The organism is Methylomonas sp. HYX-M1 (assembly GCF_040741385.1).
GTDB classification, from domain to species: Bacteria; Pseudomonadota; Gammaproteobacteria; order Methylococcales; family Methylomonadaceae; genus Methylomonas; species Methylomonas rhizoryzae.
The window spans coordinates 4,399,875-4,422,285 of record NZ_CP160405.1; the positions used below are offsets into that span (position 1 = coordinate 4,399,875).

The window sequence follows — 22,411 nt, forward strand, 5'->3', positions numbered from 1 at the left end:
ACGCCTCCAAGCGGTACAAACTAATAAGCTTGCTTGCCGATAAAGCCTTTTAATACCGTCATCACCACGATCTTAAAATCCAGCCATAACGACCATTTACGCATATATTCCAGATCGTGATGCACCCGGCCCTCCATTTTTTCAATGGTGTCGGTTTCGCCGCGAAAACCGTTAATCTGCGCATGGCCGGTAATGCCCGGCTTGATTTTATGCCGCAGCATATAGCCTTGAATTTGCTTGCGGTAATACTCGTTATGCGCAATCGCATGCGGCCTGGGGCCGACCACGGACATGGTACCGAATAGCACGTTAAAAAATTGCGGTAATTCGTCCAGCGAAGTGCGGCGTAAAAACGCCCCTAATTTGGTAACCCGAACATCGTTTTTCGTCGCTTGTTTAACGCTATCGCCGTTTTCGCAGACCGTCATAGAGCGGAATTTCCACACCTCGATCGGCTCGCCCTTCATCCCGTAACGTTTTTGCCGAAAAATCACCGGCCCCGGCGAGCTGAGTTTGACGGCCAATGCGATAACCAACATCGGCACAATGATGACGGGCAATATAATCGCGCATAAAAACAAGTCTTCAGCCCGTTTCAAAAAGCCGTTGAAATCGCCGAAAGGCGTGTCGAACACGCTAACCACCGGTATCCCTTTGACGTTACTCCATTTGGATTGAATCAAATTGAAGGTAAAAAAGTCCGGCACGATGTTCACCGATACCGTCGTATCGGCAAGCTCTTGAATTAAATCGCCTATCCGTTTTTCCGCCCTGAGCGGCAGGGTGATATAGATATGGTCGATATCGCCGTTACGCGACTGCGCCAGCAACGCAGAAAAATTCCCCGCTATCGGAATCGCGTTGTTTTCCAAACGCCCTTCTTTGCCGTCCACCCTATCGTCGAAAAATCCGACAAAACGGTAGCCCAACCATGGCATTTCGGTCAGTGCCGTTTGTAATCGCACGCCCAAGGTATTGGCGCCTAAAATAGCGTAGGTACGGGTGTTCATCCCATGCTGGCGCACAAACGACAGAAAAGCCCGCCGGCTGGTATGTACGCCGATCAAAGCCAATGGTACCAATGGCAACCACAAATCCAACGCCAAGCGGGAAAACTCGAACGGCAATTCGAAGAAATAAATCCCGGCACCGATCAACCCGAAAGTTGCCAGCCAACTCAAGAATATTCTGACCGCCTCGTCGAACATCGGCGCCCCGCGCCAACCGTGGTAAACCTCTTGGTTCTCGGCAAAAATCCCGAAAACGACAATACTGGCCATACACAGCATCAAGTACTCGGCACGCAACGGCTCTTCATAAACCGCCAGCGACAGATAAAGCATCGCAAAAATCAATCCGCCATCGATTGCTCGGATGAAACCTTGAATTTCGGAGTTGAGAGGTCGAATCAATCCCTTGGAGCGAATTTGGTTCATGGTCGGTAAAACCCGGGTTTTGCCAGTTTATATAAACTATCGAATAGTACAGTAAACCACACAAGCATTAGCCAGTTAGATTCGATAAAGTCGTGCGTAATTCAAGCCGGTTGAATGACGCCTGAGCAACTATAGTAAAGAAATGCGTAGGTTTCATTAAGGCACAATTAGGAAACAATTCAGTTGCAAAAAACAACATATAGACATTTTTAATTACCAATCTCAAATGACCTTGCCCTAAAAACCTTAACTATTCGTTTGATCTGTCGACGCAGTAAAATAGTATTGGCAATCGATTGAGATTCAACCGATCAATGCCTACCCGCATGTCGTGTTTATTGGTTACTGCACATATCCGTTGCCATTCCCGTTTCATCCATCACCTACTAAAAACCTAAATGAATCCGTCATATATCTCTCAAAAACCCATTCCGAGCCGCGAACGCCTGATCATGGCCCTTGATTTGCCCGGCATCCCGGAGGCCCAATCCTTGGTAGAAGAACTGGGCGATAGCGTGGTGTTTTACAAGGTGGGCATGGAATTATTCATGTCCGGAGATTATTTCGGCTTCATAGAATGGCTGAAAGCCAGAGAGAAAAAAGTCTTCGTCGATCTTAAGTTTTTCGATATTCCCGCCACGGTCGGCCGCGCCATCAAGGCACTCAGCAATAAAGGCGTCGACCTGGCGACCATACACGGCAACGATTCCATCATGGAAGCCGCGGCGCAAGCCAAAGGCGATCTCAAGGTGCTTGCAGTAACCGCCCTGACAAGCCTGGATAGGGGCGACTTAACCGATCTCGGCTTTCAATGCGACGTGACGCAACTCGTTTTATCCCGAGCCAAACGCGCTCTGCAACTCGGCTGCGACGGCATCGTTTCATCCGGCTTGGAAGTCCCCATGATACGCGAACAGTTGGGAGACAAGTTGTTGGTGATCACCCCCGGCATTAGACCGGTAGATAACCGCGAGGATGACGATCAAAAACGCGCGGTCAGCGTGGAATTAGCCATTCGAAACGGGGCCGACTATCTGGTAGTCGGCCGCCCCATCCGTGACGCCTCCGATCGAAAAGCCATGGCGGAAACCATACAAGCGCAAATCGCCGCCCAATTTGTTTAGCCCATCTGCAACTTAAAAACTAAGCGACCGGGTAGAGCCGTGTAGGCATGGACTCTATCGTTCGAAACCGGACCGGCTGGCCCGGCCGGTGCGGTCACGGCCTCTTTTCACGAGACACCACGACTAGCGCCGACAGCAAAAATACCTCAGCCTTTCAGTTTGGCAACCAGCATTTTATTGACTTCCGCCGGATTGGCCTTGCCCTGGGTTTCCTTCATGATTTGGCCGACCAGAGCCATCAGCGCTTTTTCTTTGCCGGACAAGTATTGTTCGACCGGCACCGGATTGGCGGCGATGACTTTGTCGACAATCGCTTCGATGGCGCCGGTATCGGTGATTTGCTTCAAGCCTTCTTTTTCGATGATTTCGTCGGCCGATTCGCTGCCGTTCCACAGTTTGTCGAATACCTGTTTCGCGGTCTTGCCGGAGATGGTGTTGTCGGCGACGCGCTTCAGCAAGCCGGCCAAGCGTTCGGCGCTGACCGGGCAATCGCCGATTTCCAAGCCGGCCTTGTTCAACGCGCCCAGCACGTCGCCGGTCAGCCAGTTAGTCGCCAATTTGGCTTCGGCGGATTCGGCAACGACTTTTTCGTAAAAGTCGGCCAGTTCGCGCGACGAGGTTAAGGTGGCGGCGCTTTCACCGTCCATGCCGTATTGCGCAATGAAGCGTTGTTTCTTGGCATCGGGCAGTTCCGGCAAGGTGGCGCGAATTTCGTCTTTCAAGCTTTCTTCGATCACGACCGGCAATAAGTCCGGGTCGGGGAAATACCGGTAGTCGTTGGCTTCTTCCTTGCTGCGCATCGAGCGGGTTTCGTCCTTGTTGGCGTCATAGAGCCGGGTTTCCTGCACGATTTTGCCGCCGCCTTCCAGCACGTCGATATGGCGCTCGATTTCGTAATTGATGGCTTTTTCGACGAAGCGGAACGAGTTGATGTTCTTGATCTCGGTGCGGGTACCGAATTCTTTCCGGCCTTTGGGGCGGACCGAGACGTTGGCGTCGCAGCGGAACGAGCCTTCCTGCATGTTGCCGTCGCAGATTTCCAGGTAACGCACCAGTTCGTGCAATTTACGCATGTAGGCCACGGCTTCCTTGGCCGAGCGCATGTCGGGCTCGGAGACGATTTCCAGCAGCGGCGTGCCGGCGCGGTTCAGGTCGATGCCGGTCAGGCCGTGGAAGTCTTCGTGCAAGGATTTGCCGGCGTCTTCTTCCAAATGGGCGCGGGTGATGCCGATGCGTTTGCTCTCGCCGTCGACCTCTATATCCAGATGGCCGTTGCCGACGATCGGCAGTTCGAACTGGCTGATCTGATAGCCTTTCGGCAAGTCCGGATAAAAGTAGTTTTTGCGGGCGAAGATTGAGTGTGGAGCGATGTCGGCGTCGATGGCCAAGCCGAAGGTCACCGCTTTGCGCACCGCGTCTTCGTTCAACACCGGTAATACGCCGGGCAAGCCCAAGTCAACCGCGCAGGCCTGGGTGTTGGGCTCGGCGCCGTAAGCGGTGGCGGCGCCGGAGAAGATTTTGGATTTAGTAGACAGTTGGGTATGGATTTCCAGGCCGATGACGGCTTCCCATTGTGAGCTCATGGTGCTTTCCTTTTAAAACTTATTCGGCAAAAACGTCGTTCAGGTCGATTTGCAGATCGGGGAATAAATGTGGGGCGGCGGTTTCGTTACCGGGATACAAGGCGCGCAGTTGATATTTGCCGCTATCGTCAAGCACGAACTGTTGCACAATTTGCTCGTACGGAAAGACCAGCCAATATTCGATCACACCGCTTTCTTCGTATAAGTCATATTTCAGGCGCACTTCCCTGCGACTGTTGCCTGGGGAAAGAATCTCGATAATCCAGTCCGGGGCGCCGTCGCAACCTTGCTCAGTCAGTTTATCCTGGTCGCAGATCACACAAAGATCGGGCTGCACAACGCTGAAAGCTTCGCGGTTAGTCAGTAGCGATTTGCGACGGTCGTAAAGCTTGACGTCGAACGGGGCGATAAAGATTTCACAACTTTTACGCAAGAAGTAGTTATCGATTGGTCGCAGTAACTTAAGCGCGATCCTTTGATGCTTGACATTGGGTGCCGGCGACATCGCCATGATCTTGCCCTTGATCAGTTCGACCGATTCCTCGAGCTGCCAGGTCAAATAATCGGCGTAGCTGTAGGTGCCGTCGGGATCCAGTTGCGATAATTGCGTGATTGGCGCCATGGTGCCTCCCGTGTTATTCGAAGCCTTTGGGACTTTGCAAATGCCAATCGGTCGCTTGTTGGTAGCGGTGGCCGATGTTCAGCAATTTGGCTTCGCTGAAATAATTGCCGATCACCTGCAAACCAACCGGCAAGCCGGCTATGAAGCCGGCCGGAATCGAGAGGGCGGGTAGGCCGGCCAGGTTGATCGCTATCGTATAAATATCCTCTAAATACATTTGTATCGGATCGCTGGTTTTTTCGCCGATCTTAAACGCCGTACCGGGCGTGACCGGCCCCATTAATACGTCGACTTCGCTAAACGCCCGCTTGAAATCATTACTGATTAGGCGGCGCACCTGTTGGGCCTTCAGATAGTAGGCATCGTAATACCCGGCAGACAGCGCATAGGTACCCATCAGAATCCGCCGCTTGACTTCCTGGCCGAAGGCTTCGCCGCGCGAACGAGTATACAGGTCGGTCAAATCGGCCGGATTTTGGCAGCGATAACCGAAGCGCACGCCGTCGTAGCGCGACAGGTTGGACGAACATTCGGCCGATGCGATAACGTAATAAGCAGGAATTGCCAGCTCCAGATTCGGCATATCGACCTCTATGACCTCTGCACCCAGCTTTTGATACTCCCCAATCGCCGCATGAACGGCAGTGGCCATCCGGTTGTCCAACGCCGCGCTGAAGAATTGTTTCGGCAGGCCTATTCTCAAGCCTTGCAGGCTATCGTTCAGCGTCGCGCCATAGTCAGGCACTGCTTGGTCAACGCTGGTCGAGTCTTTAGGATCGAAACCGGCCATGACTTGCATCAGCAAGGCCGCGTCTTCCGCACTCCCCGCCATCGGTCCGCCTTGATCCAGGCTGGAAGCATAGGCGATCATGCCGTAACGCGACACCCGCCCGTAGGTCGGTTTCAAACCGGTAACGCCGCACAATGCAGCCGGCTGGCGAATGGACCCGCCGGTATCGGTACCGGTCGCAGCCGGAGTCAAGCGCGCTGCCACGGCCACCGCCGACCCGCCGGACGATCCGCCTGGTACCCGTTCGCTATCCCAGGGATTCCGCGCCGGGCCGTAAAAGCTGGTTTCGTTGGACGACCCCATCGCGAATTCGTCCATATTGAGCTTGCCCAGCATGACGGTACCGGCCTGCTTAAACCGCTCGACTACGCTGGCATCATAGGGTGAGACGAAGTTGTCCAGCATTTTCGAACCGCAACTGGTTTTAACACCCTGCGTGCAAAAAATGTCTTTGTGCGCCAGCGGAATGCCAGTCAAAAGACCTGCTTCGCCGTTGGCCAGACGCAGGTCGGCAGCCTTAGCCTGCTCCACCGCCGCGCTTTCGGTCACGCTGATAAAGGCGTTTAGCGCCTGATGTTGTTTGATCCGGCTTAGAAAGACATGCGTTAATTCGACGCTGGAAAATTGCTTATCGCGCAGCCCGGCAGCCAACGCGCTCAATGAAAGTTTATGCATGATGAAAACTATTCGATGACTTTAGGAACCAGATAAAGACCGGCTTCGGTCTGCGGCGCAATGGCCTGGAAACATTGCCGCCGGTCGGCCTCCGTGACCTGGTCGGCACGCAAACGCTGGGTTTGGTCCAAAGGATGAGACATAGGCACCACGCCCACGGTATCCGCCTGCTCCATTTTGGCCACCAAATCCAATATGCCTGACAAATCTTTGGCATAAGATTCAATATCTTGGCTATCAATACCCAAGCGGGCCAAATAAGCGATTTTATTTACGTCATTTGCCGTCAACGACATTTCCCAGCTCCGTGTTTATTCAACCGCTTATGATACTTTATATCTTGCCCTACCGCCCGCTTGATTGATAAAGTAGCGGGATTTTCTGTGCGCTCTGGTGAGATCATGTTCAAACGAATTCGCGGCTTGTTTTCCAACGACTTGTCCATCGATTTGGGTACCGCAAACACCCTAATCTATGTACCCGGCCAAGGTATCGTCTTGAACGAGCCGTCCGTGGTCGCCATTAAGGAAGACAAAATTCGCGGACAAAAAACCATCGCTGCCGTCGGCGCCGACGCCAAAAGCATGCTGGGCCGCACGCCTGGAAACATTACCGCTATCCGCCCCCTGAAAGACGGCGTGATTGCCGACTTCGCCGTGACCGAGCGCATGCTGCGCCATTTCATCAAAAAAGTTCACGAAAACAAACTGCTCAGACCTAGCCCGCGCATTCTGATTTGCGTGCCTTGCGGCTCGACGCAAGTCGAACGACGGGCGATTCGCGAATCGGCAGCCATGGCCGGCGCCCGCGAAGTCTATTTGATCGAAGAACCCATGTCGGCGGCAGTCGGCGCCGGCTTGCCGGTGGATACCGCACACGGCTCCATGGTACTGGACATAGGCGGCGGCACCTCGGAAGTGGCGGTGATTTCCTTAAACGGCATCGTCTATTCCGCCTCGGTACGGATAGGCGGAGACCGCTTCGACGACGCCATCATCTCCTACGTGCGCCGCAATTACGGCACCCTGATCGGTGAGGCCACCGCGGAAAAGATAAAGCATGAAATCGGTACCGCCTATCCCGGCAGCGAAGTCAGGGAAATGCAAGTCACCGGCCGCAACTTGGCCGAGGGCATACCGCGCAGTTTTTCCTTGAACAGCAACGAAATTCTGGAAGCCTTGCAAGAACCCTTATCCGGCATCGTCAGCGCGGTTAAAGTTGCGCTGGAGCAGACTCCGCCGGAACTGGGCGCAGACGTCGCCAGCCGCGGCATCGTGCTGACCGGCGGCGGCGCACTGCTTAAAGACATCGATCGCTTAGTCGCCGAAGAAACCGGCTTACCGGTCTATATCGCCGAAGACCCGCTAACTTGCGTGGCGCGCGGCGGCGGCATGGTCTTGGAAATGCTCGACAAAAAAGGCGCTTCGGCGTTTTCCTTGGAATAAATCGGCCAAGCATCTGCATCTAAGCGGGTTTCCCTGCCCCAAGCACCAACGGGCTTCATTGTTTATCCGATTCTTGCAAAATAAGCCCGCGCGTTTTTCGGCCTAAGGCTGTTGTCAGTTTTCCCGCCAACTTATAATACCCATACCTACCGGCCAACTTTTCTCGCTGCTTGAGGATTTGCCATCAAACTGCTATTTGCCCAAGGCCCTTCGTTAAACACCCGTTTGTTAGTAGCGATGCTGGCCGCTATTTCGTTACTGGTAACGGATTACCGTACCCAACGGCTGAATCCGGTTCGCTCATTGCTGTCCTTCGTGACCTACCCTTTACAGAATTTGGCCAGCCTGCCGGTAGACGCTTACCTGAGTGTCTCAAGTACCGTGATTTCCTACGCGGAACTGCAAAAGGAGAATCGGCGCTTAAAAGAATCGCAATTGATCAACGATGGTAAGCTGCTGAAGTTGGAAGCGCTGGAAAAAGAAAACATTCGCCTGCGCATGCTGTTGGAAAACTCGTTTCAACTCGGCGAACAAGTGCTAATCGCCGAACTATTGTCAGTAAAATTAGCACCTTACGAACATACGGTAGTCGTCAACAAAGGCTCTCGCTTCGGCGTACATTCGGAACAACCGGTGTTGGACGGCAACGGCATCGTCGGCCAAGTGGTACGCGCCCTGCCTTCCAGTTCCGAAGTCATGTTAATCACCGATCCCGACCATGCCATCCCGGTGGAAGTCAACCGCAACGGTTTACGTACCATAGCGTTCGGCACCGGCCAATCCAACCGCCTGCATTTACCGTTCTTAGCCAAAAACGCCGATATCGTACCCGGTGATTTGTTGGTCACATCCGGCCTCGGCGGGGTATTTCCTGCCGGTTATCCGGTTGCGGTAGTGGATAAATTCGAAGCTCGCCCGGATAAATCATTCGCCAACATTTACGCCACGCCTAAAGCCCGCCTGGAAACCAGCCGCGAATTCCTGATCGTCTGGAGCGACACCACACCGGTGGAATTGGATCAACTCCCCAAACCCGCCCCAGCGAACGGCCCCTCTCCGGACGAAAGGCCTTAGAACATGCAGGCCGACAAGCTGTCCGCACCGTTTTATTTCGCCGCATCCATCGCAGTCGCCATGATGTTTAGAGTCGCTTCACTGCATCCTTTGCTGGACATGCTCAATCCCGACTGGATTGCACTCACCCTAATTTATTGGTGCATCGCCTTACCGGAACGCTTCGGCGTGTTTACCGCTTTTACCGTCGGCCTGTTGACCGATGTATTGACCGGCCATTGGTTAGGCCAATACGGCTTAATCTATTCCCTGATTAGTTATTTCAGCATCAAGCAATACCGGCGCCTACGCCAGTTTCCGTTACCGCAACAAAGCCTGTTTGTCGGCGCCTGCCTGTTTGTCGGGCAAAGTTTGTTGTTCGGCATGGAAAGCATGCAAGCCGCCAACCGGCTACCGGTTTCGTTCTGGTATCCGGTCTGTACCGGGGCCTTAATTTGGCCGGCTGTGTATTTACTGCTGCGCGCCCTGCGGCAAATGGCGCGTATCAGTTGACGATGGATAATAGACTCGCCTTCAAAGATCCTTTGGCTGAGAACAGAATGTTTCTGAGCCGCATCGTCGCAGCCTTTCTGTTGATCCTGGTGATGGTCGCCGGCTTGATCGTGCGTTTGGTTTATTTACAAATTGTCGGACACGAGCATTATGCGACGCTGTCCAAAGACAATCGGATTAAGATTTCGCCGTTACCGCCGACGCGAGGGATCATTTACGACCGACACGGCCGCATGCTGGCGGAAAATGTTCCCACCTATAGCTTGGAGCTAATACCGGAACAAATTAAAGACATGGACGAAACGTTGCAAAAATTGCAGCAACTGTTGAACATCCCCAGCGACAAAATCGAACAATTCCAAAAGCAACGCAAACGCAACAAGTCTTTTACCGCGACACCGTTGCTACAAAACCTGTCCGACGAAGAAGTCGCCAAATTCGCGGTGGTACGCCCGTATTTTCCCGGCGTAGACGTGTATGCCCGCTTGGTACGCTACTATCCGTACGGCGATTTGGCCTCGCACGTCGTCGGCTATGTCGGCCGCATCAATGAACAGGAGCTTAAATCCATACCTACCGCCGAATATCGCGGCACCGACATCATCGGAAAAATCGGCATAGAAAAATCTTACGAATCGCAACTGCTGGGCACCGCGGGTTACGAAGAAATCGAAACCAACGCCCAAGCTCGGGCGGTCAACACCGTAGCCACAGTCGAGCCCATAGCCGGTTCGAATATTTACCTGACCTTGGACATCGATCTGCAAAAGATCGCATACGACGCATTGGCCGAATATAACGGCGCTGCCGTAGCCATCGACATCAAAACCGGAGGCGTATTGGCATTTGCCAGCCGCCCGGGCTTCGATCCCAATCCGTTCGTAACCGGCATCTCCAGCAAAGACTACAAAACTTTGCGAGACTCCCCCGACCAACCTTTATACAACCGGGCGCTACGCGGACTCTATCCTCCCGGCTCCACCGTCAAACCGTTCATCGCCTTGGCCGGCTTGGAATACGGCGTGACGGACTTCGGCCACCGTTTGTTTTGTCCCGGCTACTACCGCTTGCCTAACGTCGACCATAAATATCGCGATTGGAAAAAATGGGGGCACGGCATGGTGGATATGAACGAAGCCATTACCCAATCGTGCGACGTTTATTTTTACGATCTCGCCCTGGCACTCGGCATAGACCGGCTGTCGGCGTTTATGCAAAAGTTCGGTTTCGGCGAAAAAAGCGGTATCGATTTGGTGGGCGAAGTCAGCGGCCTGATGCCGTCCAAAGAATGGAAGCGTAGCCACCGAAACCGCGCATGGTACCCCGGTGAAACCTTGATTACCGGTATCGGCCAAGGTTATATGCAAGTCACGCCCCTACAATTGGCACGCGCCACCGCTACATTAGCCAGCTACGGTAAAGTGGTTACGCCGCATTTGGTTCATGAAATCATCACGCCGGATTTGGCCACTCCGCCCGAACTATTGCCGGAAACCCGCATCCCCCTCAGCACAAAACATGTGGACAACATCATTTATGCCATGACCAACGTCGTACATGGCTCACGCGGCACGGCAGGCCGTTTGGCGAAAGCCATCGATTATCAGATCGCCGGCAAAACCGGCACGGCGCAGGTTTTTACCGTCAAGCAGGAAGAAAAATACAACGAGGACGCTATCGACTTCAAAATGCGCGACCATGCGCTTTTCATCGCTTTCGCCCCGGTCCACGATCCGAAAATCGCGGTAGCGGTGGTAGCCGAGCATGGCGGTCACGGCGGTTCGGTAGCCGCACCGATTGCCGGTAAAATTATCGACGCCTACCTTAATCCCAAAAAAGGTCCGCCCGATGAAACTTGAAATGCGTACCGAATACTTTCAAGCGCCCTCCATTCTAGGCAACCTGCTTAGAAAGCTGCACGTCGACATCCCGCTGTTCTTAGCGTTATTGATGATATGCGGTCTTAGCTTTGTGATCCTCTACAGCGCCGGCGGCCAAGATACGGCAGTGCTGTACCGTCACGCCAGCCGAACCGGTCTCGCCATGTCCATTATGGTCGTGTTGGCGCACGTCAATCCGCGCCGCTTTCAATCGTTCTCGCTAGCTTTGTTTTCAGTATGTATTTTGTTGCTGATTGCCGTGGCGGTGATGGGACAAATCAGTATGGGCGCCCAGCGCTGGTTGAATTTAGGCTTTTTCCGCTTTCAACCGTCCGAATTCGCCAAGATCTCCGCACCGATGATGATCGCTTGGTATTTATCGGAACACCAATTGCCGCCCAAACCCAAACACATTTTAGCTGCCGCAATCTTACTGATGGTGCCCGTCGTATTGATAGCCAAACAACCCGATTTGGGTACGGCCATGCTGGTCGCCAGCTCGGGTGCGGCCGTATTGTTTTTCGCCGGATTATCTTGGTGGTTGATGATAGGGGCACTGGCGCTGTTAGCCGCGCTCACTCCGCTGCTCTGGCATTTCCTGCGCGAATATCAGCGCAACCGGGTTTTGACGTTTATCAACCCGGAAGCCGATCCCATGGGTACCGGTTACCATATCATCCAGTCCAAAATCGCAATCGGCTCCGGCGGCATCAACGGCAAAGGCTGGCTAGGCAGTACTCAAGCCAAATTGGATTTTCTGCCGGAAAGTTCCACCGACTTTATCTTCGCGGTATTTGCCGAGGAGTTCGGCTTATTCGGCTGCGTCGGTTTATTGCTTTTATATCTACTCGTGATCAGCCGCTGCTTTTACATTGCCGTGCAAGCCCAAGATACCTATAGCCGCTTGTTGGCCGGCAGTCTGGCCTTTACTTTTTTCGTTTACGTATTCGTCAACATCGGCATGGTAATCGGTATATTGCCTGTAGTAGGCGTACCGCTACCTCTGGTAAGCTATGGCGGAACTTCCATGGTGACGCTAATGGCCGGCTTCGGCATACTGATGTCCATTCACACTCACCGCAAATTGTTACCCGTTTGATGCTATGAAATTCAAGACCGCATTACGTGCCGCAATCGCCAGCCTTTACAGCCTCTCCACCGCCCATGCCGCCATTCCGGAAAGCGATGCCTTCAATAAATTTATCGCTCAAATGGTGTCCGAACATCATTTCAACGCCGACGCGCTGAAAAACTTGTTCCAGTCGGTCGAGATTCAAGAGCAAATTTTGGCCGCTATGACTAAACCGGCGGAAGCAAAACCCTGGTATCAATACCGGCAAATTTTTATGACGCCGGCACGCATTGAGGGGGGAGTAAAATTTTGGCAGGACAACGAAACCACTCTGCAGGCGGTAGAGCAACAGTACGGGGTGCCGGCGGAAATCATTGTTGCCATCATCGGCGTCGAAACTCATTACGGCAAAAACACCGGCAAATACCGCGTAATCGATGCACTTGCCACGCTTGGTTTCGCCTACCCCCCGCGAAGCGACTTTTTCTTAAAGGAATTGGAAAACTTCTTGCTGTTGAGCCGGGAGGAAAACCTCAATCCCTTGCAACCTCTGGGCTCTTACGCGGGCGCCATGGGTTTGGGCCAGTTTATGCCCAGCAGCTATAGAACTTATGCCAAAGATTTCGATCAAGACGCCAAACGCGACATCTGGCAAAATCCGGCCGACGCCATCGCCAGCGTAGCCAATTATTTTGCCGCCAACAAGTGGCAACCGGGCGAACAAATCGCCTTTCCGGTCAGCGCCAATGGCGAAATATACAAGCAAGCCCTTTCCAAAGGCGTCAAGCCGGATACCTCTATCAACCAATTACGGCAACTGAAAGTCAATCTACCCAGCGGCCTGGCCGACAACCTTGCAGGAAAGCTACTCAGTTACCAACTGCCGGACGGGGAAGAACTGTGGCTGGGCTTACATAACTTTTATGTTATTACCCGTTATAACCACAGCCCCTTGTATGCATTGGCGGTTTACCAGCTAAGTCAGGAAATCCGCCAACGAATTGGCCATTGACCCCATTCAGCCAACCAAAAAATTTCTAAGCATGTCATGGCCGTGCTCGGTCAAGATGGACTCCGGGTGAAACTGCACGCCTTCCACCTCTAAGGTCTTATGCCGTACCCCCATGATTTCATCGATATTACCGTCATCGTCTTGAGTCCAGGCGGTAATCTCCAAACATTCCGGCAAGGTAGCCTGATCAATCACCAATGAATGATAACGAGTTGCGGTAAAAGGATTGCTCAAGCCTTTAAACACACCAATATCCTTATGGTAAACCGCGGAAGTTTTCCCATGCATAATGGCTTTGGCATGAATGATTTGCCCGCCGAACGCATAACCGATGCTCTGATGCCCCAAGCAAACTCCCAAGATGGGGAAACGCCCCGCATATCGGTGTATGGTATCGACCGAAATACCGGCTTCCTTCGGGGTGCAAGGGCCGGGGGAAATCACGATTTTATCCGGCTTTAGGGCTTCGATTTCTTCGACCGAAACTTCGTCGTTACGAACCACGATTACATCGGCGCCCAACTCGCCGAAGTACTGAACCAGGTTGTAAGTGAACGAGTCGTAATTGTCGACCATTACCAGTCTTAGCGCGCTCATGCTATCCCTCCCAGCCCGGCTTCGGCCATGCTGACCGCACGAAACACGGCACGGCCTTTATTCATCGTTTCCTCCCATTCGCTACGCGGCACCGAATCGTACACGATGCCGGCGCCGGCTTGTATATGTAAGGTCTTGTCTTTAATTACCGCCGTACGAATCGCAATCGCAGTATCCAGATTGCCCGACCAGGAAATATAGCCGACAGCCCCCGAATAAATGCCTCGCTTCACGGGCTCTAACTCGTTGATGATTTCCATCGCTCGAATCTTAGGCGCGCCGCTGACCGTACCGGCCGGAAAAGTGGCCGCCAACACGTCGAACGCATTTTTGCCGTCTTGCAGCTCGCCGGTCACGTTCGATACGATGTGCATGACATGAGAGTAACGCTCTATGATCATCTTATCCGTCAATTTAACGCTGCCGATTTTTGCGACTCTCCCGGTATCGTTACGCCCCAGATCGATCAACATCAAATGCTCGGCAATCTCTTTAGGATCGGCCAATAACTCCTGCTCCAAGGCAAGATCTTGTTCGTGCGTGGTTCCGCGCGGCCGAGTTCCGGCAATCGGCCTGACCGTCACATCGCCGTCTTCCAAACGGACCAAAATCTCCGGCGAGGAGCCGACGATATGTAATTCGCCCAAATTCAAGTAATACATATAAGGCGACGGATTCAAACATCGCAACGCCCTGTACAAATCCAAAGGGGCGGCATCGAACGGAATCGACATCCGTTGCGATAGCACCACTTGCATGCAGTCGCCGTCGGTGATGTACTGCTTGGCTTTCATGACCGCGTCTTCAAAGCCCCGCTGAGTAAAACCGGATACAAAGTCGGTTTCCTGCACCTGCTTGGTGACAGGATGCTGACTGGGATGCGCCTTAAGCTGATGCAATTTGTCGATCAGAATTGCCAAACGTTGGTTCGCTTGCTCATACGCATCGTGCACAGCAGGATCCGCATGGGTAATCAGCAGCATCTTGCCTGACAAATTGTCGAAAACCAACAAATCCTGCGAAACCATTAGCAAAATGTCCGGCGCGCCAATGGGATCCGGTTTATGCAAATTCTGCAACCGCGGCTCTATATAGCCAATGGTCTCGTAGCCGAAATAACCAACCAAACCGCCGTTGAAACGCGGCAAACCGGGAACGTCCGGCACACGGTATTGCTTACGAAACTCCGCCAGCCATTCCAGCGGTTGAGCATGTTCGATCCGTTCAACCGTCTTGCCCTCTTCCACTATTACCGTGTAGCCGTAAACTTTTATGCGGGTTGAACACGGTAAACCAATAATCGAATACCGCCCCCATTGCTCGCCTCCATGTACAGACTCGAGCAAATAAGAATAAGCACCGTCAGCTAATTTCAAATATGCGCTTAGCGGCGTATCCAAGTCTGCCAATATTTCTCGGCAAACCGGAATTCGGTTATATCCCTGGCGGGCAAATTCGGAAAATTGCGAAGGCGTCATGCTAATTCTCTGAAATCGGAAGAAAACTAAAACCCGGCATTGTATCGCACATTCAAACCGGATCATGTGCTGAAACTTACTGTCCGATCCACCCTGACGGCAAAACTTCGGAGCCGACAGGCCACAGATTTTGCACACCAGTTTGCATTTATCAGCCTAATCCCCGATTTTCGCCGCCGCCGGCACGGAGAATTAGAGGTAATTCAAAGATGTTGGTTAGCCAAATCGCTATAAAAAGCACCGTGTTTAGAAATTAAACCAAAACCCAAAATAACTTATAACTCAGTTTTCCCTTCAACAAGTTGGATCGGTTGGTGTGCTTGTTGAAGGTTATCCCCAAAAGGTGACCGATATGAAAACCGCTACTTTGGCTTTAGCCATTTCCCTAGAAATGGCTGTTTCCGCCGGCGCATTCGCCGCCACCCCTGCTGACTTAACCGGAATTAATCTGGAACAAAATCGCGAATTAGTCGCTGCAGTCATGCAAGGCCGCAACTATATGATCCAAGTGGATCAAGCCGGCAGCATCAAACAAATTATCGATACCGGTGCTAACGGCGATGGCAAAGATCCTTTGCAATTGGCAAAATCCGCAGTTTATAAATCAAGCGCGGCAACCCAAAAATCGGTAAATCTACCGACCCATTTCGAAGGCCAAGATGCAATTAACCATATAGGCGTTGACTTACCGAAAGTCGCAGCCAATTACGGTTTAACCGCCGAAGCCTTAACGCAAAAACTGCTGCAGGACGACACCTTGAAAGTCGACAGCAACAATCAATTGTTTGTCGTCGATACCGGCGCGGACCACGACAACCACGATCATTCCGAGCCACAGATGGCCGGCGGCTCTACTGCCGGAACCGAAACGGCAACGGCGGTACCGATAGCCACCACAGCTCAACGCGAAAACGCCTTTAAACTGCATAGCAAACCCGGTGCTTCAAAAACGCTATATATCAACTTTGTCGGCTACACCGCCACAGGAACAGCCTGGTCAAGTTCAACCATCGTTGCGCCGGCCTATGATTTAAACGGCGACCCGACCACCTTCGACGATAACGAGCGCAATAACATCATCAGCATCTGGAATCGCGTGGCAGAAGATTACATACCGTTCGACATAGACGTAACCACCGAACAACCTTCAACAACAGCATTAATACGTAGCAGCACTTCCGACACCACCTACGGCACGCAAATCGTGGTTACCAAAAAAGGCACCATCAGCTGCACCTGCGGCGGCATTGCGTATATCGGCATGGTCGCGATGATAAACAATACCGCCTATCAACCAGCCTGGGTGTTTCAACAATCGTTGGCAAACAACGAAAAATACATTGCCGAAGCCATTTCCCACGAAGCCGGCCATACGTTTGGTTTACTCCACGACGGTACCTCGTCAGCCAGCTATTATTCCGGTCACGGCAGCGGCACGACAGGCTGGGCACCTATCATGGGCGTTGGCTACTATAAAAACGTCACGCAATGGAACAGCGGTACTTATCCCGGCGCAAACAACCGTCAAAACGACTTTTCCGTAATGGCGGCCAAAGGCTTAGTAACGAGAACCGACGATACCGGCAACACATTCGATACCGCGACTTCATTAACGAATACGACCGATAACTCCGCAGCACAAGTACTAAATTTCGGGATCATCGAAACCGCTGCCGACGTAGACATGTATTCATTCAATACCGCCGGCGGAGACGTTAGCTTTACAGTTGCTCCCGCAGCTAAAGGCCCGAACCTGGATACTCAATTGACCTTGTACAGTGCAGACGGCACTGTTATCGCCAGCCATGCCCCGGTGGACAATCTGTCAGCCACGTTAACAACTAACGTATCGGCAGGCCTATATTATCTCGCGGTAAAAGACGCCGACCGTCCGGCCAATGGTTCCGATTATGGATATCCGACCTACGGTAGCTTAGGTCAATATCAAATTACCGGTTCGTTTGAAGCCGCCGCAGTAGCAGAACCGCCGGTTGCCGTGGTTACCAGCTCCACTCAATCAGGTCCGGCGTCATTGACTGTGGAGTTCTCTGCTAACGATTCCATAGGTAACGGCGCTATCGTGGCCTACCACTGGGATTTTGGCGATGGACAATCTTCCGACAGTTCCAATCCAACCCATACCTACACCACGGTCGGTAATTACACTGCTGTATTGACTGTGACTAACGAGCACATGCTAACTAACACACAAACGATAGGTATTGAAGTAACCGCTCCCGAAGTCAACACAGCTCGCGTGGCATCAATGTCAATGCAATTGATCAAAAGCACAACAACAAGAGCCAAGGTAGTACTCAAACTGGTAGACAGCCAAGGTCAACCTGTACCTAACGCTATAGTCACAGGCGCTTGGTCCGGCACATTCCAAGGTTCCTCAATCGGAAAAACCAACCAATACGGCGTCGTAACCCAAATTTCAAAGCCCGTATCCTCCGGCGCAACCGGCTCAGGAGCCTACACGGTCAACAAAGTAGTCGTCAGTGACTACGTGTACGACGCAACGGCAAACACACAAAATATTGTTACCTTGACTTGGTAATCTCTTTCTGCAAACTCAATGACTATCGGGCAAGCTATCAAGCTTGCCCGATAGCGTATCAGGTCTTTTAAAATCCTTCCGCCCGATATAGATTCCGCAAACCATCCCATTGTTGTAAAGCGCTCAAAACGCGGCAATCGTTACATAGACCTACAAAGCTAATTGAGCCCATTACCGCCTTCACTGCCCAATTATTTAATGCGCGGCGCTGAAATCTCAACGAATCTCTAGTGCTGACGCCAATAGGCTTTGGCCTACGTCACCTGAAAAATCTGGCCCGAATTTTGATTGGATGTGGCTAAGAATTGAAAATTAAAAGTCACGATGACCCAATCCATTAATTCCGCCCCCTTGGAGCAACTTAGCCATTATGTGGCCAATCGAAAATCCGCTGCCAAAGGCGAATACGAACGGCGTCTAGCCTACGACCTGTCCCATCAACAATGGTCAGGTTGTTTTCAGCGTAATGTGTTAGCCGTGCTGCAACAGATGTACGACGATGCCTTAACGGAAGTCAAAAGCCTGTCTTTCAGTTCAAGCGGGCTATCGGCCACCGACGGCATGTCGGACTTGACTCAATCCGTGCTGGCTAATTTCCGCGGTTTCAGCGACGAATTTTTGTTGTCCGTCGTTGAAAAACATCGCACGTCATGCGCCCTATCCAACTTTCCGACCGAGCACAAACCCGACAAGGATTACATCGACGAGGTAAGACGAGAGCTTGCCCTGATCTGGAAAGACTTCGCTTTAGCCGTCAACGAGCATTTTTTGCAAATCCAATGATGCGGTTTTACTTCACCCCCGGAGCTTGTTCTATAGGAATCCACATTCTGCTCGAGGAATTGGATTTAGTATTCGAAGCTTATTTGCTCAATTTAATGAACGGCGATCAACATAAACCGGAATTTTTGGCCATCAACCCCAAAGGCACGATTCCAACCTTGGTATGCGACAACGGAACAAGCTACAGCGAATATCAAGCCATTGCCTATTGGTTAGCGCGCAAATACCCCAAAGCACATTTGTTACCCGACGACATGGACTTGGCAACCAAAGCTATGGAAATCATGGACTATGTCGTCGGCACGATACACGGACAGGGATTTCTACGCATTTTCGTGCCTGAAAAATTCAATACGGCAGCTGAGGCCTTCCCGGCAATCAAACAGGAAGGCGAAGTTATAGTCAATAAAGCATTCGCGATTCTCAACGCACAAATCGCCGACTCCGGCTACTGCCTGGGCGATTTTAGTATCGCGGATGCCGCATTATTTTACGTGGAGTTTTGGGCGCTACGATCCGGCATTCAACTTCCGGCGAACTGCTTACAGCATTATCAACTGATGTTGTCTCGGCCTGCTGTCAAACGCGTTTTGCTCGAAGAAGGCTATAGATTGGAATAAGACGATGCCAATCCGCGAACGTACTCAGCCTGGCCCAACTATCGAGCACGCATCGGCAAAGGCCTTAAACAACGGCGCTACAGCCATGTCAACCTCGGCCGGCAATCAGCTTGGTCACTGCGCACCAATCCCGGAACTGGAATATATTGCAGACTTTTTCGATGCCGAGGAAAGCGAATTCCTGTTTAACAGTTTTCGGCACCGACAATGGCCATCGAATCACTACGAATATTCAGGACGGCAGTTTGTATTGCCGCGCTTACAAACATGGCATGCCGACGCCGGCATTCGTTATAGTTACAGCAACAATTTGCTTAAAACCACCCCGTGGACGCCGGTTCTTTTAGATATTCGCGTCAGGTTAGAACAATACCTAAACGCCCCTTTCAACTCGGTGCTGGCCAATTATTACCGCGATGGCCAAGACTTCGTCGGTTGGCATGCCGACGACGAAGCGGAATTAGGCGAAGCCCCGTTGATCGCTTCCGTGACCTTCGGTTCCCCGCGCTGGTTCGCATATAAACAGAAAGCTAGCGGGCTTACCGGCAGGTTTATACTCGATAGCGGCAGCCTGTTAGTCATGAAACCGGCGTTTCAACGTGATTGGTGGCACAGCGTACCTAAAGACAAACACGTTTCCGAAGGACGCATCAACCTTACCTTCCGCCACGTTTTCAATCTAAAAGCCGCAATCTCAGCGTAACCTGCCAAAACCGATGACCACACTTAGCCTGAAATTCGCAGTAGCCAGTAAAGATAAAATCGCTATCAACGAACATTTCGGCCACGCCAAGCATTTCCATATCTATTCCATCCACGATGATCGCTGCCATTATCTGGAAACGCGAGACGTGGCCAACTACTGCTTAGGCCAAACCGCGGACGAATCGGCAATGCCGGCTATATTGGCCTCGATCAAAGACTGCCATAGCGTATTCGTGGCCAAGATCGGCGACGGCCCGACTGAAAAAGTTAATGCCATCGGCGTGCAAGCAGTTGCCGAATACGCTTACATGGCCATCGAAGAATCGCTGATGACCCACGCCCATCGGATCGCTGCATTGAGAGCCGGCAAATGACAATAGAACATGTTTCCGCATGGGCAACAGCCTATGAGCTCAACCCGATTCAAGTCGATTGCGCCGTGACTGTGATGTTAAAAATCTTGGACGGCAAATGCAAAATGCCGGAACATGAAAAAGTCATCATGACCCTGCTGTACGACCGAATCAAAATGCGCAAAGGCCAAATACTGAATAACGAACTGCATGCATTGATCGCACAAGCTAGAGTTCAACCAACGGACGAAACCTTAAAAATGCAGGTATACGAACAACGATTATTGGCGGAAACCGCATTAACTCGGCCGGTCATGAAGAAATTCAAAGCTTATATTCGCGAACATGGGTTATTAGCCGTCACGGAAAGTGACGACGACTCCTAAGCCTAAGCGGCACCGACCCGTGCCTGTATTGCAAAGTCGCGACGCGGCAATGAAATGAGTTGTTGCGGATTGTCTAAATTGCGTGCCGAAAGGCCGTCAATCGACGGTAAGGGATAAATGCCGGGAACGCTACCATCCAAAAAGTTAGCGTCGTCGGCAAATAGAATCCGCAATTGGGCGTTTGCACGATTCGGCACCCGATACCACGGCATCAAACCAGCTGTTTGTGCACCGACCGGTCCAATCGTCTGAAAATCCAGCCGTCCTTGCTCGTTACAGTACTTGATCTGCGTACAGGCATTCGTAATGAAATTCGCCCGCTTCCAACCTCTCAATTTGGCATGCCATCTGGTTTGATCCAACCGTCTATTTTCCAAAAAAGCCAGATAGTTAGGCCCGGTCAGCCCGGACTCCACTTCAAACGCAAACGTCAAAGCTTGGCTGTAAGTCCATTCCGCCGGCAGCCCGGCGTGTACTATCGTAAAATTCAACGTACTATCATGATGAACCAAGCTGCAACGCCTTAACCAGCGTATCAGCTCGTCTTTATCTTCCGCGTCCAAAATCTCTTTTGCTCCGGGCAGCAAATCCGCTTCGGCAAATCCGGCTGCTATTTGCATCAATTGCAACTCATTGTCGCCCAACACGCTAAGCGCCGATTTGCCGAAACTTTTAACCATGCGAAGAGTTTGCAAAGATCCAGGGCCTCCCGCTAAATTACCGGCAAACCATAATCTATCCTGAGCCGGATTAAAATCGATGTGTTGCAAAAGCTCGGATAACAAGCGGTAATTGCCGAGTACGCTACCGATAGCATAGGTTGTCATAGTATTTAGGCCTTTAATCGCAGCAAAACTCAAAAGGATTTAACTTATTCGTATAATGTTGAATCAAGTTTGATGCCAATTACGTTCGTGCCTAGCGATGCACAAGCCCAGATAGGCCGTAGCCGCGCGATCTAAAAATAGCCAATAAATATCAATAAGCTATAAAACAATATTTAAAGTCTTGCCTTGCACACTCGTTAATCCCCCTGATGCTAGCCACCGACATCCGTCTATTAACTATGGTTTTTGTCGCCATTCCTACAGACACAAAGCACACTCGGGCGACAGTGCAGGTTAATCGCAGACCCCCACTTTGTCATTTTTCATTTGCCTATGAGTAATATCACATTAGCTAACGCCGAAACATTAGGACGACAATTAGGCTTGCGGGGCTGGAAATTAGCCGTGGCGGAATCATGTACCGGCGGAGGCATTGCCCATGCCGTCACCGACATTTCCGGCAGTTCCGCATGGTTCGACCGGGGATTTGTAACCTACAGCAATCAGTCGAAAATAGACATGCTTGGCGTCAAGGTGCAAACCTTGGAAAGCTTCGGCGCGGTCAGCAAACAGACGGCACTGGAAATGGCTGCGGGAACCTTAATGCACAGTCAAGCCGACCTGGCACTGGCGGTGACGGGCATTGCAGGTCCGACCGGAGGTAGTGCGCACAACCCGGTAGGCACTGTCTTTGTGGCATGGATTGTTAAAAACTTTACCGCCGAGTGCACACACCTAAGACTGTCCGGCAACCGGCAAGAAATCAGACAACAAGCCATCGACTATTGCCTGGAAAAAGCCCTAGCTCTAAGCCGGCACCCGCAATAATTACGCATACGTCTACAGGCCCAAAGGCGTTTTTCGTTTATCGCTAACAAATCCGCAAAGCGTATAAAG

Annotated in this window: 22 protein-coding genes; 14 read left to right on the top strand and 8 right to left on the bottom strand. The window is 51.9% G+C overall.

Annotated features, from left to right (window positions below; genetic code table 11):
* Positions 1 to 20 precede the first annotated feature (20 nt).
* The gene (locus AB0A83_RS19760) at positions 21 to 1,436 is read right to left on the bottom strand and encodes an undecaprenyl-phosphate glucose phosphotransferase (protein WP_150051459.1); all 1,416 of its coding nucleotides are present in this window, start codon (positions 1,434 to 1,436) and stop codon (positions 21 to 23) included.
* A gap of 398 nt (positions 1,437 to 1,834) precedes the next feature.
* On the opposite strand from AB0A83_RS19760, the gene pyrF reads away from it, so the two are divergent.
* Complete coding sequence (pyrF, locus tag AB0A83_RS19765; protein WP_150051461.1) at positions 1,835 to 2,560, top strand: orotidine-5'-phosphate decarboxylase; 726 nt, start codon at positions 1,835 to 1,837, stop codon at positions 2,558 to 2,560.
* 146 nt (positions 2,561 to 2,706) lie between these two features.
* Here pyrF and gatB read toward each other — a convergent pair whose 3' ends face one another.
* The 4 genes from gatB to gatC are packed head-to-tail and all read right to left on the bottom strand — an operon-like array spanning position 2,707 to position 6,526.
* The gene (gene gatB, locus AB0A83_RS19770) at positions 2,707 to 4,143 is read right to left on the bottom strand and encodes an Asp-tRNA(Asn)/Glu-tRNA(Gln) amidotransferase subunit GatB (protein WP_150051463.1); all 1,437 of its coding nucleotides are present in this window, start codon (positions 4,141 to 4,143) and stop codon (positions 2,707 to 2,709) included.
* A gap of 19 nt (positions 4,144 to 4,162) precedes the next feature.
* Positions 4,163 to 4,765, bottom strand: coding sequence for a Uma2 family endonuclease (locus AB0A83_RS19775; protein WP_150051465.1), 603 nt, complete (start codon positions 4,763 to 4,765; stop codon positions 4,163 to 4,165).
* Positions 4,766 to 4,778: 13 nt separating this feature from the next.
* Positions 4,779 to 6,230 carry an Asp-tRNA(Asn)/Glu-tRNA(Gln) amidotransferase subunit GatA gene (gatA, locus tag AB0A83_RS19780; protein WP_367155015.1) on the bottom strand — a complete coding sequence of 484 codons (1,452 nt, stop codon included), beginning with the start codon at positions 6,228 to 6,230 and terminating at the stop codon, positions 4,779 to 4,781.
* 8 nt (positions 6,231 to 6,238) lie between these two features.
* A complete protein-coding gene (gatC, locus tag AB0A83_RS19785; protein ID WP_150051469.1) occupies positions 6,239 to 6,526 on the bottom strand; it encodes an Asp-tRNA(Asn)/Glu-tRNA(Gln) amidotransferase subunit GatC in 288 nt (95 codons plus the stop codon).
* A gap of 105 nt (positions 6,527 to 6,631) precedes the next feature.
* On the opposite strand from gatC, the gene AB0A83_RS19790 reads away from it, so the two are divergent.
* The 6 genes from AB0A83_RS19790 (at position 6,632) to mltB (ending at position 13,205) form a co-directional block, all read left to right on the top strand.
* Positions 6,632 to 7,675: a rod shape-determining protein gene (locus tag AB0A83_RS19790; protein WP_150051471.1), complete on the top strand. Its 1,044-nt coding sequence runs from the start codon at positions 6,632 to 6,634 to the stop codon at positions 7,673 to 7,675.
* A 237-nt stretch (positions 7,676 to 7,912) separates the two neighbouring features.
* Positions 7,913 to 8,749 carry a rod shape-determining protein MreC gene (gene mreC / locus AB0A83_RS19795; RefSeq protein WP_232056716.1) on the top strand — a complete coding sequence of 279 codons (837 nt, stop codon included), beginning with the start codon at positions 7,913 to 7,915 and terminating at the stop codon, positions 8,747 to 8,749.
* A gap of 3 nt (positions 8,750 to 8,752) precedes the next feature.
* The gene (gene mreD, locus AB0A83_RS19800; RefSeq protein ID WP_150051475.1) at positions 8,753 to 9,241 is read left to right on the top strand and encodes a rod shape-determining protein MreD; all 489 of its coding nucleotides are present in this window, start codon (positions 8,753 to 8,755) and stop codon (positions 9,239 to 9,241) included.
* A gap of 2 nt (positions 9,242 to 9,243) precedes the next feature.
* The gene (gene mrdA / locus AB0A83_RS19805) at positions 9,244 to 11,100 is read left to right on the top strand and encodes a penicillin-binding protein 2 (RefSeq protein WP_150051477.1); all 1,857 of its coding nucleotides are present in this window, start codon (positions 9,244 to 9,246) and stop codon (positions 11,098 to 11,100) included.
* A complete protein-coding gene (gene rodA / locus AB0A83_RS19810) occupies positions 11,090 to 12,220 on the top strand; it encodes a rod shape-determining protein RodA (RefSeq protein ID WP_150051479.1) in 1,131 nt (376 codons plus the stop codon). Before mrdA ends, rodA begins: the two co-directional genes overlap by 11 nt.
* 4 nt (positions 12,221 to 12,224) lie before the next feature.
* Positions 12,225 to 13,205 carry a lytic murein transglycosylase B gene (gene mltB, locus AB0A83_RS19815; protein ID WP_150051481.1) on the top strand — a complete coding sequence of 327 codons (981 nt, stop codon included), beginning with the start codon at positions 12,225 to 12,227 and terminating at the stop codon, positions 13,203 to 13,205.
* A 6-nt stretch (positions 13,206 to 13,211) separates the two neighbouring features.
* Here the strand turns inward: mltB and AB0A83_RS19820 are convergent, their stop codons facing one another.
* Both AB0A83_RS19820 and trpE read right to left on the bottom strand, forming a co-directional pair.
* Positions 13,212 to 13,802, bottom strand: a complete 591-nt coding sequence (locus AB0A83_RS19820) for an aminodeoxychorismate/anthranilate synthase component II (protein ID WP_150051483.1) — start codon at positions 13,800 to 13,802, stop codon at positions 13,212 to 13,214.
* Positions 13,799 to 15,280 (bottom strand): anthranilate synthase component I, encoded by a 1,482-nt coding sequence (trpE, locus tag AB0A83_RS19825; protein ID WP_150051485.1) that lies wholly within the window; start codon positions 15,278 to 15,280, stop codon positions 13,799 to 13,801. Before trpE ends, AB0A83_RS19820 begins: the two co-directional genes overlap by 4 nt.
* A gap of 352 nt (positions 15,281 to 15,632) precedes the next feature.
* On the opposite strand from trpE, the gene AB0A83_RS19830 reads away from it, so the two are divergent.
* The 6 genes from AB0A83_RS19830 to AB0A83_RS19855 all read left to right on the top strand — a co-directional run bounded on the left by AB0A83_RS19830 (position 15,633) and on the right by AB0A83_RS19855 (position 20,687).
* The gene (locus AB0A83_RS19830; RefSeq protein WP_367155016.1) at positions 15,633 to 17,840 is read left to right on the top strand and encodes a PKD domain-containing protein; all 2,208 of its coding nucleotides are present in this window, start codon (positions 15,633 to 15,635) and stop codon (positions 17,838 to 17,840) included.
* A gap of 324 nt (positions 17,841 to 18,164) precedes the next feature.
* A complete protein-coding gene (locus AB0A83_RS19835) occupies positions 18,165 to 18,623 on the top strand; it encodes an amine oxidase (RefSeq protein ID WP_150051489.1) in 459 nt (152 codons plus the stop codon).
* Complete coding sequence (locus AB0A83_RS19840; RefSeq protein WP_150051491.1) at positions 18,620 to 19,243, top strand: glutathione S-transferase N-terminal domain-containing protein; 624 nt, start codon at positions 18,620 to 18,622, stop codon at positions 19,241 to 19,243. The genes AB0A83_RS19835 and AB0A83_RS19840 overlap by 4 nt, the downstream gene beginning before the upstream one ends.
* Positions 19,244 to 19,247: 4 nt before the next feature.
* Complete coding sequence (locus AB0A83_RS19845) at positions 19,248 to 19,946, top strand: alpha-ketoglutarate-dependent dioxygenase AlkB (RefSeq protein ID WP_367155017.1); 699 nt, start codon at positions 19,248 to 19,250, stop codon at positions 19,944 to 19,946.
* 13 nt (positions 19,947 to 19,959) lie between these two features.
* The gene (locus tag AB0A83_RS19850) at positions 19,960 to 20,322 is read left to right on the top strand and encodes a NifB/NifX family molybdenum-iron cluster-binding protein (protein ID WP_150051493.1); all 363 of its coding nucleotides are present in this window, start codon (positions 19,960 to 19,962) and stop codon (positions 20,320 to 20,322) included.
* Positions 20,319 to 20,687: a hypothetical protein gene (locus AB0A83_RS19855; protein ID WP_150051495.1), complete on the top strand. Its 369-nt coding sequence runs from the start codon at positions 20,319 to 20,321 to the stop codon at positions 20,685 to 20,687. The genes AB0A83_RS19850 and AB0A83_RS19855 overlap by 4 nt, the downstream gene beginning before the upstream one ends.
* Positions 20,688 to 20,689: 2 nt before the next feature.
* Here the strand turns inward: AB0A83_RS19855 and AB0A83_RS19860 are convergent, their stop codons facing one another.
* A complete protein-coding gene (locus AB0A83_RS19860; protein ID WP_367155019.1) occupies positions 20,690 to 21,514 on the bottom strand; it encodes a symmetrical bis(5'-nucleosyl)-tetraphosphatase in 825 nt (274 codons plus the stop codon).
* A 333-nt stretch (positions 21,515 to 21,847) separates the two neighbouring features.
* On the opposite strand from AB0A83_RS19860, the gene AB0A83_RS19865 reads away from it, so the two are divergent.
* The gene (locus AB0A83_RS19865) at positions 21,848 to 22,342 is read left to right on the top strand and encodes a CinA family protein (RefSeq protein WP_150051499.1); all 495 of its coding nucleotides are present in this window, start codon (positions 21,848 to 21,850) and stop codon (positions 22,340 to 22,342) included.
* The last annotated feature ends 69 nt before the right edge of the window (positions 22,343 to 22,411 follow it).

Bases quoted from the DNA above. Each gene is read 5' to 3' on its own strand.
- AB0A83_RS19760 (WP_150051459.1), bottom strand. From the start codon at position 1,436: ATGAACCAAATTCGCTCCAAGGGATTGATTCGACCTCTCAACTCCGAA.
- pyrF (WP_150051461.1), top strand. From the start codon at position 1,835: ATGAATCCGTCATATATCTCTCAAAAACCCATTCCGAGCCGCGAACGC.
- gatB (WP_150051463.1), bottom strand. From the start codon at position 4,143: ATGAGCTCACAATGGGAAGCCGTCATCGGCCTGGAAATCCATACCCAA.
- AB0A83_RS19775 (WP_150051465.1), bottom strand. From the start codon at position 4,765: ATGGCGCCAATCACGCAATTATCGCAACTGGATCCCGACGGCACCTAC.
- gatA (WP_367155015.1), bottom strand. From the start codon at position 6,230: ATGCATAAACTTTCATTGAGCGCGTTGGCTGCCGGGCTGCGCGATAAG.
- gatC (WP_150051469.1), bottom strand. From the start codon at position 6,526: ATGTCGTTGACGGCAAATGACGTAAATAAAATCGCTTATTTGGCCCGC.
- AB0A83_RS19790 (WP_150051471.1), top strand. From the start codon at position 6,632: ATGTTCAAACGAATTCGCGGCTTGTTTTCCAACGACTTGTCCATCGAT.
- mreC (WP_232056716.1), top strand. From the start codon at position 7,913: ATGCTGGCCGCTATTTCGTTACTGGTAACGGATTACCGTACCCAACGG.
- mreD (WP_150051475.1), top strand. From the start codon at position 8,753: ATGCAGGCCGACAAGCTGTCCGCACCGTTTTATTTCGCCGCATCCATC.
- mrdA (WP_150051477.1), top strand. From the start codon at position 9,244: ATGGATAATAGACTCGCCTTCAAAGATCCTTTGGCTGAGAACAGAATG.
- rodA (WP_150051479.1), top strand. From the start codon at position 11,090: ATGAAACTTGAAATGCGTACCGAATACTTTCAAGCGCCCTCCATTCTA.
- mltB (WP_150051481.1), top strand. From the start codon at position 12,225: ATGAAATTCAAGACCGCATTACGTGCCGCAATCGCCAGCCTTTACAGC.
- AB0A83_RS19820 (WP_150051483.1), bottom strand. From the start codon at position 13,802: ATGAGCGCGCTAAGACTGGTAATGGTCGACAATTACGACTCGTTCACT.
- trpE (WP_150051485.1), bottom strand. From the start codon at position 15,280: ATGACGCCTTCGCAATTTTCCGAATTTGCCCGCCAGGGATATAACCGA.
- AB0A83_RS19830 (WP_367155016.1), top strand. From the start codon at position 15,633: ATGAAAACCGCTACTTTGGCTTTAGCCATTTCCCTAGAAATGGCTGTT.
- AB0A83_RS19835 (WP_150051489.1), top strand. From the start codon at position 18,165: ATGACCCAATCCATTAATTCCGCCCCCTTGGAGCAACTTAGCCATTAT.
- AB0A83_RS19840 (WP_150051491.1), top strand. From the start codon at position 18,620: ATGATGCGGTTTTACTTCACCCCCGGAGCTTGTTCTATAGGAATCCAC.
- AB0A83_RS19845 (WP_367155017.1), top strand. From the start codon at position 19,248: ATGCCAATCCGCGAACGTACTCAGCCTGGCCCAACTATCGAGCACGCA.
- AB0A83_RS19850 (WP_150051493.1), top strand. From the start codon at position 19,960: ATGACCACACTTAGCCTGAAATTCGCAGTAGCCAGTAAAGATAAAATC.
- AB0A83_RS19855 (WP_150051495.1), top strand. From the start codon at position 20,319: ATGACAATAGAACATGTTTCCGCATGGGCAACAGCCTATGAGCTCAAC.
- AB0A83_RS19860 (WP_367155019.1), bottom strand. From the start codon at position 21,514: ATGACAACCTATGCTATCGGTAGCGTACTCGGCAATTACCGCTTGTTA.
- AB0A83_RS19865 (WP_150051499.1), top strand. From the start codon at position 21,848: ATGAGTAATATCACATTAGCTAACGCCGAAACATTAGGACGACAATTA.